This window comes from Telluria sp. AZSoR62, assembly GCF_058111565.1.
On record NZ_JBYTST010000378.1, the window covers coordinates 1 to 262 of the forward strand.

A 262-nucleotide genomic window follows, 5' to 3' on the forward strand; every position below is an offset into this window, starting at 1 on the left:
GTAGCGGCTCTCGTCGTAGGCATCGTCGCTGCAGTGTTCAGCATGATCCCGATTGTGGGAATGGTCGCTTTCTTCCTCGGCCCTGTTGCCATCATCCTTGGCGTCATCGCTTTCTTCCTGAAGAATCGGAAAAAGGGCATGGCAATAACTGGAGTCATCCTCGGCATCGTCAGCCTTGTGGTCGCCGGAATGGTGACGGCCGGAGTGAGCGCGGCCGCAAAAGCAATTGATGACAGCATCAATGCCGAGCACACAGTGGAGT

1 protein-coding gene is annotated in these 262 nt (G+C 56.1%); it reads left to right on the top strand.

Annotation, left to right across the window (positions count from 1 at the left end):
- Nucleotides 1-42 precede the first annotated feature (42 nt).
- The coding region (locus AC3XQU_RS24160) for a hypothetical protein (protein WP_489876658.1) at nucleotides 43-262 on the top strand (220 nt) is incomplete at its 3' end.